Raw genomic sequence first — 7,580 nt, 5'->3', positions numbered from 1 at the left:
GTTCCGTTGCGGGTCGCGGTGATGGGGTGTGTGGTGAACGGTCCGGGTGAGGCTCGGGAGGCCGATCTGGGGGTGGCGTCGGGCAACGGGAAGGGGCAGATCTTCGTGAAGGGTGAGGTGATCAAGACCGTGCCGGAGTCGAGGATCGTGGAGACCCTGATCGAGGAGGCCCTCAAGCTCGCCGAGGAGATGCAGGCCGAGGGCGGCCCGACAGGCACGCCCGCCGTGATCACGGCAGGCTGAGCAGAGACGTACCGCGCGGAGACGTTCCGTCAGTCAGGGCAGCACCGAGTCGAGAGGTGGAGCAATGTCACTGCTGTCGTCCGTTCGGGGACCCGCCGACCTCAAGCAGCTGCCGGCCAACAGGCTGCCGGAGCTCGCCCAGGAGATCCGGGACTTCCTGATCGAGGCGGTCACCCGGACCGGCGGCCACCTCGGCCCCAACCTCGGGGTGGTCGAGCTGACCATCGCGCTGCACCGGGTCTTCGACTCGCCGCGCGACCGGATCCTCTGGGACACCGGCCACCAGACCTACGTGCACAAGCTGCTCACCGGACGTCAGGACTTCGGCCGGCTGCGCTCCCGGGGCGGCCTCTCCGGCTACCCGTCCCGGGACGAGTCCGAGCACGACTTCATCGAGAACTCGCACGCCTCCACCGTGCTCGGCTACGCCGACGGGATCGCCAAGGCCCAGCAGATCCAGGGCAGCACCGACCGGCAGACCGTCGCGGTGATCGGCGACGGCGCGCTCACCGGCGGCCTCGCCTGGGAGGCGCTCAACAACATCGCCGAGGCCCAGGACCGGCCGCTGGTCATCGTGGTCAACGACAACGAGCGCTCCTACGCCAAGACCATCGGCGGCCTCGCCAACCACCTGGCCACGCTGCGCACCACCCAGGGCTACGAGCGCTTCCTGGCCTGGGGCAAGGAGGCGCTGCAGCGCACCCCGGTGGTCGGCCAGCCGATCTTCGAGGCGCTGCACGGTGCCAAGAAGGGGTTCAAGGACTCCTTCGCGCCGCAGGGCATGTTCGAGGACCTCGGCCTGAAGTACCTCGGCCCGATCGACGGCCACGACATCGCCGCCGTGGAGTCCGCGCTGCGCCGAGCCCGCGGCTTCGGCGGGCCGGTGATCGTGCACTGCCTCACCGTCAAGGGCCGTGGCTACCGGCCGGCCGAGCAGGACGAGGCGGACCGGTTCCACGCGGTCAACGCGATGGACCCGTACACCTGCCTGCCGATCTCGCCCTCCGGCGGCACCTCCTGGACCTCGGTCTTCGGCGCGGAGATCCTCGACCTCGGCGCCCGGCGCCCCGACCTGGTGGCGATCACCGCCGCGATGCTGCAGCCGGTCGGCCTGGCGCCGTTCGCCAAGGCCTTCCCGGACCGGATCTTCGACGTCGGGATCGCCGAGCAGCACGCGGCCGTCTCGGCGGCCGGCCTGGCCACCGCCGGCCTGCACCCGGTCGTGGCGGTCTACGCGACCTTCCTCAACCGGGCCTTCGACCAGGTGCTGATGGACGTCGCGCTGCACAGGCTCGGCGTGACCTTCGTGCTGGACCGGGCCGGCGTCACCGGCAACGACGGTGCCTCGCACAACGGCCAGTGGGACCTCTCCCTCCTGCAGGTCGTCCCGGGCCTGCGGCTGGCCGCCCCGCGCGACGCCGAGCAGCTCCGTGCCCAGCTGCGCGAGGCGGTCGAGGTGAGCGACGCCCCGACCGTGGTCCGCTACCCCAAGGGCGAGATCGGTCCGGCCGTACCCGCCGTCGACCGGATCGGCGGCGTGGACGTGCTGCTGCGCACCGAACTGCCCGCCCGCCCCGGCCAGGACATCCTGCTGGTCTCGGTGGGCACCATGGCGCCCGCCTGCCTGGACGCCGCCGCGTTGCTCACCGCCGACGGCTTCGCCACCACCGTGGTGGACCCGCGCTGGATCAAGCCGGTGGACCCGGAGCTGGTCCGGCTCGCGGCCGGCCACCGGCTGGTGGTCACCGTCGAGGACGGCGGCCGCACCGGTGGCGTCGGCAGCGCACTGGCCCAGGCGCTGCGCGACGCCGACGTCGACACCCCACTGCGCGACCTGGGCCTGCCGCAGGAGTTCCTGAGCCACGCCGCCCGCGGCGAGATCCTGGAGGAGGCCGGGCTGACCGGCACCGGCATCGCCGCCCAGACCTCCGCCTTCGCCAAGCGACTGTTGCCGATCCGAGGAGTGAACGAGCACCGTGCCAGCTGACCGACCGTCCCCCTCGCCCTCGGCCGGGGGGACCCCCAACGCCCTCGACCTGTCCGCCCTGCTCGCCGAGCGCGGCGCCGAGCGGTACGAGCTGCACAGTCGTCATCTCAACCCGCAGCTGCCGCGGATGCTGCACACCATCGGCTTCGACAAGACCTACCAGCGGGCCCAGGGGGCGTACTTCTACGACGACGAGGGCAACGAGTACCTCGACATGCTGGCCGGGTTCGGGATCTTCGCGCTCGGCCGGCACCACCCGGTGGTCCGCGACGCGATCCGCCAGGTGATGGAGCTCGACCTGCCCGACCTCACCCGCTTCGACTGCCCACCGCTGCCCGGCCTGCTCGCCGAGCAGCTGCTGGCCGAGACACCCGGGCTGGACCGGGTCTTCTTCGGCAACAGCGGTACCGAGGCGGTGGAGACCGCGCTGAAGTTCGCCCGGTACGCCACCGGCCGGGGCCGGGTGCTCTACTGCGAGCACGCCTTCCACGGCCTGACCACCGGCTCGCTCTCGGTCAACGGGGAGAGCGGTTTCCGCAAGGGCTTCGACCCGCTGCTGCCGGACACCGCGATCCCGCTGGGTGACCTCGCGGTGCTCGCCCGTGAGCTGCGCCGCGGCGACGTCGCCGCGCTGATCGTCGAGCCGATCCAGGGCAAGGGCGTGCACGCCGCCCCGCCCGGCTGGCTGCGCGCCGCGCAGGAGCTGCTGCACGAGCACAGGGCGCTGCTGATCTGCGACGAGGTGCAGACCGGGATCGGGCGGACCGGGGCGTTCTTCGCCTACCAGGACGAGGAGGGGGTGCAGCCGGATCTGGTCTGCGCGGCCAAGGCGCTCTCCGGCGGCTACGTGCCGATCGGTGCCACCCTGGGCAAGGGCTGGATCTTCGAGAAGGTCTACTCCTCGATGGACCGGGTGCTGGTGCACTCGGCGAGCTTCGGCTCCAACGCGCAGGCGATGGCGGCCGGGCTGGCCACTCTGCACGTGATGCGCGACGAACGGGTGGTGGAGAACGCCCGCCGGGTCGGCGACCTGTTCCGCTCCCGCCTGGCCGCGCTGACCGAGAAGTACGAGCTGCTGGCCGAGGTGCGCGGGCGCGGGCTGATGATCGGCATCGAGTTCGGCCGGCCCAGGTCGCTCAAGCTGCGGACCGGCTGGACCGCGCTGCAGGCCGCCCGGAAGGGACTTTTCGCGCAGATGGTGGTGGTTCCGTTGCTGCAGAAGCACCGGATCCTCACCCAGGTCTCCGGGGACCACCTGGAGGTGATCAAGCTGATCCCGCCGCTGATCATCACCGAACGCGAGGTGGACCGGTTCGTCGATGCCTTCACCGAGGTGATGGACGACGCGCACCGGGGCAGCGGGCTGATGTGGGACTTCGGACGGACCCTGGTCAAGCAGGCGGTGGCCGGCCGCTGAGCGGGCCGGCGGCGGTCAGAGCTCGACGCGGCGGCGCCGGATCACCACGTACAGGTCGATCGCGGCGAAGAGCGTCAGCACGGCGCAGGCGATGGCGAAGCCGACCAGGGTGCCGCGGCTCGGCGCGCCGTTCGGCTGGGCCATCGCGGCGCCGACCGCGAAGGCGGCGGTCATCAGCGCGAAGACGGGGGTGAAGATCATCGAGAGCAGGAAGCGCAGCTTGAGGTCGCTGCGCGCGGTGGCCGGCTCCGTCCCGCTCCTCCACCGCTTGGGCGTGGTCGCGTAGCGCATGCCGGCCCACCTCCGTCCGCCTCGTCGGACCGGACAGTTCCAGGCTACGACTGGCAGTAGGCTCATGGGGTGGATCGGCCCCGACCAGGGGCGCGCGGCAGGGAGGACCGGCGTGAGCATCGCGGTGTGCACCATCTGCACCGGTACCGGACGGCTGGCCGGGCTGCAGTGCCGGACCTGCAAGGGGACCGGCACCACCGAGCGGGACGGCGGTGGCAACTGCTTCCTGTGCACCGGGACCGGCACCTACACCCGCTACCGGGTCTCCGCGGACGGCAGCAAGCAGGCCTACCGCGAGGAGCCGTGCCGCACCTGCGACGGGACGGGCTCGATCGCCGCGCACCCCGCGGACGTCTGAAGAGTTCACCGCGCCGCCCTGTCCGAGCAGGGGTCAGGACGCTACCGTGGTCGCACTCTTCGTGCTCGATGCGAGGTCGCCATGGTCGCCACCGTCACCTACTCCCGGTACTGCGCGCACTGCGGGACCCCGGTCTCCGAGGGGCCCGAGGGCGGCTATGTCTGCGGCGCCTGTTTCCACGTGGTCGAACCGCTCGGGGCGGACGAGGCGCGCAAGGCCCGGCGGGCCGAGCGGGCCGCCATGGTCGCCGAGGCGGCCCGGCTGCGGGCGGAGGGCCAGCAGTGACCGGGCCGCTCGTGATGGTGCCCGGTTTCGCGAGGTCGCTCAGGCGAGCAGGTCGAGCACGGCGCTGAGCGCGTCCGGCCGCTGGTCGGCCGGGAGGTGATCGACCAGGTGGACCGGGCAGCCCAGGGCGGCGGCGCCGGCGTCCGCGACCCGGTCGTCACCGACCATCAGCACGTCGGCCGGGGCCAGACCGAGTCGCTCGCAGGCCGCCCGGAAGATCGCCGGGGAGGGCTTCTGCGCGCCGTACTCGAAGGAGAGCAGATAGGCGTCGACCAGGTGCTCGACGCCGTGGTGGCGGAAGACCGGACGCAGGTCCCAGCCGATGTTGCTGACCACCGCGACCGGGACGCCCCGGCGCCGCAGCTCCTCCAGGGTGCGGACGGTGTCGGGGTAAGGCTGCCAGGCGGCGGGCCGCATGTGCCGCTGGTAGAGCGGGTCGGCCAGCTCCGCGAACGGCAGCCCGGCCTCCCGGGCCAGCGCGGTGTAGGCGGCGCGGTGCTGCTCGGCGGTCAGGTCGCGCCGCTGCCAGAGGTCTTCCAGGTGGGCAGGCAGCTGCCGCGGGGAGGCGCCGCCGGGCAGTGCGCCGGCCGACTCCAGCCGCTCGGCACACCGGAGGAGTTCCTCCTCCGACAGCTGGTGGCCGGTCTCGGCGAGGACCGCGCGCAGCCACCGCTCGGTGGACTCGACGCGGAAGAGGGTTCCTGAGAAATCGAACATGACGCCTTTGCTCATACCGGTGATCCTCGCCGCCGAGGCCGTGCCGGCGCCAGGGGCCCGGTCGCGTCCGACTGGATCCACCCGGACGCGACCGTGCCCCCGGGTGGCGGCACGCGGGGGCACGGTGATCGGCGTGGACGAGATCCACTACGTCGTACGTACTAGTCGAGCGGACCGCCCGCGACGTAGATGACCTGGCCGGACACGAAACCGGCGGCCTCGCCGGCCAGGAAGGAGATGGTGTTGGCGATGTCCTCCGGCACGCCGACCCGCTGGACCGGGATCTGCGAGGCCGCCGCCTGCTTGAACGCCTCGAACTCCATGCCCACCCGGGCCGCCGTCGCGGCGGTCATGTCGGTGGCGATGAAGCCGGGGGCGACCGCGTTCGCCGTGATGCCGAACTTGCCCAGCTCGATGGCCAGGGTCTTGGTGAAGCCCTGCAGGCCGGCCTTGGCGGCGGAGTAGTTGGCCTGGCCGCGGTTGCCCTGGGCCGAGGAGGAGGAGAGGTTGACGATCCGGCCGAAGCCCGCGTCCACCATGTGCTTCTGCACCGCACGGGTCATCAGGAAGGCGCCCCGCAGGTGCACGTTCATGACGGTGTCCCAGTCGGCCACCGACATCTTGAACAGCAGGTTGTCGCGGAGCACCCCGGCGTTGTTCACCAGGACCACCGGGGCGCCGAGTTCGGCCGCGATCCGGTCCACGGCGGCCTGCACCCGGGCCTCGTCGGAGACGTCCGCACCGACCGCGAGCGCCCGGCCGCCGGCCGCCACGATCCGGTCCACGGTGTCCTTGCCGGCCGACTCCTCCAGGTCGACCACCGCGACGGCGTAGCCGTCGGCGGCCAGGCGCTGGGCGGTCGCGGCGCCGATGCCGCGGGCGGCCCCGGTGACGATGGCGACCCGGGGGTTGCTGCTCTGCTCGGTCATGGAATCCTCGTCTCGCTGGGTGTGAGCTGAGTGGGAGCTGAGTGGATGTCGGGTCCCGGCGGCCGTCCTCACGGAGCGTTAGGGCCCGGAGGGCGGCGCCGGGAGCGCCGTCCGGCCACCCTACCGGCGAGTAAGGTAGGGGAGAAGGAGGCCACCCGGGCGAGTGGTAGGCCCCTCGGCACGGGACGAAATACCACAAGTGCCCCGAACATCCGTCTACTATGCGCCCCTGCCTGCCACTCGCAGGAATGCGTTTGTATAGTGTGCGCCAGCAGCCGTCGGCTGCACGGCGGAGCTCCCCTCGATCCGGGTCGAAATCACTGCGGTCAATCTCGATCCGTCACCGGGGGAGGCCAGCACGCCGCTACTGCCCCGCCCGGGTGTCCCACAGCACGCCGGGTGTGACATCAGGACGGATTCATGGTGCTGGGGGAGATCCCGACGACCCGTGTACCCGGACGACTGCAGCAGTCGCCCGGGCACCTCATCCGCGTGGCCCAGCAGGTGCACACCCGGCTGTGGTCAGAGCACGTCGGAGCCGAGTTGACGGCTCCTCAGTTCGCGGTCCTGCTCGCGCTCGCCCTCGAACCCGGCGCTGACCAGCGCACGGTCGGGGAGCGGGCGTCGCTGGACAAGGCGACGATGGCCGAGATGGTCGCTCGGCTGGTACGGCGTGGCCTGGTGCTGCGCCGCCGCGATCCGGCGGACGGCCGGCGCAAACTGCTCGCGCTCTCGCAGAGCGGGGCCCAGGCGGTCCGGGAGGCCACCGGCGGGGTGGTCCGGGTGCAGCGCACGCTGTTCGAACCGCTCTCGCCCCAGGAGCAGCTCGAGCTCGTCCGGGTGCTGGCGCGGATAGCCAGACTGGAGCCCGCCGCGGTGGCCGCGCTCACCGACCTGCGGCCGCTGCTGGACGCCCAGCGGGCGGTGGGCTACCTGATCCGGGTCGGACAGCAGGTCCATACCAAGCTCTGGTCCGAACACGTCGGCAGCGAGCTGACGGCGCCTCAGTACGCGGTGCTGGACGCCCTGGAGACCGAGCCGGGGGCCGACCAGCGCACGGTCGGCGAGCTGGCCTCGCTGGACAAGGCGACCATGGCCGAGATGGTCAGCCGCCTGGTGCGGCGCGGTCTGGTGCTGCGCCGGCGGGACCCCTCGGACGGGCGGCGCAACCTGCTCTCGCTCTCGCCGACCGGCCAGGAGCTGCTGCACAGCGCGGCGGCCGGGGTGGCCGAGGTGGAGCGGCAGCTGCTCGCGCCGCTGGAGGAGAGTGAGCACGCCCAGGCCGTCGCCCTGCTGGCGAAGGCGGCCCGGCTCGCACCCGCGGCGTAACGATTCGCTCGCACGAGTGGCGTA

General features: G+C 72.2%; 8 protein-coding genes and 1 pseudogene. 6 read left to right on the top strand and 3 right to left on the bottom strand.

From position 1 onward, the window contains the following. The 3 genes and pseudogenes from ACZ38L_RS26850 to ACZ38L_RS26840 form a co-directional block, all read left to right on the top strand. Window positions 1–243, top strand: a pseudogene (locus ACZ38L_RS26850) (flavodoxin-dependent (E)-4-hydroxy-3-methylbut-2-enyl-diphosphate synthase); the annotation flags it as partial. A gap of 64 nt (window positions 244–307) precedes the next feature. Next, window positions 308–2,230, top strand: a complete 1,923-nt coding sequence (gene dxs, locus ACZ38L_RS26845; RefSeq protein ID WP_465697944.1) for a 1-deoxy-D-xylulose-5-phosphate synthase — start codon at window positions 308–310, stop codon at window positions 2,228–2,230. Beyond that, window positions 2,220–3,647, top strand: coding sequence for an aspartate aminotransferase family protein (locus tag ACZ38L_RS26840; protein ID WP_465697942.1), 1,428 nt, complete (start codon window positions 2,220–2,222; stop codon window positions 3,645–3,647). The genes dxs and ACZ38L_RS26840 overlap by 11 nt, the downstream gene beginning before the upstream one ends. Before the next feature lie 15 nt (window positions 3,648–3,662). Here ACZ38L_RS26840 and ACZ38L_RS26835 read toward each other — a convergent pair whose 3' ends face one another. Continuing rightward, entirely contained in the window at window positions 3,663–3,938 is a 276-nt protein-coding gene (locus tag ACZ38L_RS26835) for a DUF6343 family protein (protein WP_465697940.1), read from the bottom strand. Window positions 3,939–4,050: 112 nt separating this feature from the next. On the opposite strand from ACZ38L_RS26835, the gene ACZ38L_RS26830 reads away from it, so the two are divergent. Together ACZ38L_RS26830 and ACZ38L_RS26825 are read left to right on the top strand one after the other, a co-directional pair. Continuing rightward, window positions 4,051–4,296, top strand: coding sequence for a hypothetical protein (locus ACZ38L_RS26830; RefSeq protein WP_396568288.1), 246 nt, complete (start codon window positions 4,051–4,053; stop codon window positions 4,294–4,296). 81 nt (window positions 4,297–4,377) lie between these two features. Then, on the top strand, window positions 4,378–4,581 hold the full coding sequence (locus ACZ38L_RS26825; RefSeq protein WP_396568289.1) for a hypothetical protein: 204 nt from the start codon (window positions 4,378–4,380) through the stop codon (window positions 4,579–4,581). A gap of 39 nt (window positions 4,582–4,620) precedes the next feature. Here the strand turns inward: ACZ38L_RS26825 and ACZ38L_RS26820 are convergent, their stop codons facing one another. Both ACZ38L_RS26820 and fabG read right to left on the bottom strand, forming a co-directional pair. Continuing rightward, entirely contained in the window at window positions 4,621–5,313 is a 693-nt protein-coding gene (locus ACZ38L_RS26820) for an HAD family hydrolase (RefSeq protein ID WP_465697937.1), read from the bottom strand. 146 nt (window positions 5,314–5,459) lie between these two features. Next, a complete protein-coding gene (gene fabG, locus ACZ38L_RS26815) occupies window positions 5,460–6,227 on the bottom strand; it encodes a 3-oxoacyl-ACP reductase FabG (RefSeq protein WP_465697935.1) in 768 nt (255 codons plus the stop codon). Window positions 6,228–6,647: 420 nt separating this feature from the next. Between fabG and ACZ38L_RS26810 the strand changes: the two genes are divergently transcribed. After that, window positions 6,648–7,556: a MarR family winged helix-turn-helix transcriptional regulator gene (locus tag ACZ38L_RS26810; RefSeq protein ID WP_465697933.1), complete on the top strand. Its 909-nt coding sequence runs from the start codon at window positions 6,648–6,650 to the stop codon at window positions 7,554–7,556. Window positions 7,557–7,580: the final 24 nt, after the last annotated feature.

The sequence above is a fragment of the Kitasatospora sp. NPDC024654 genome (assembly GCF_055559155.1).
The sequence above is the reverse complement of the archived record's forward strand: the minus strand, read 5'-3'. Positions and strand labels throughout refer to the sequence as shown.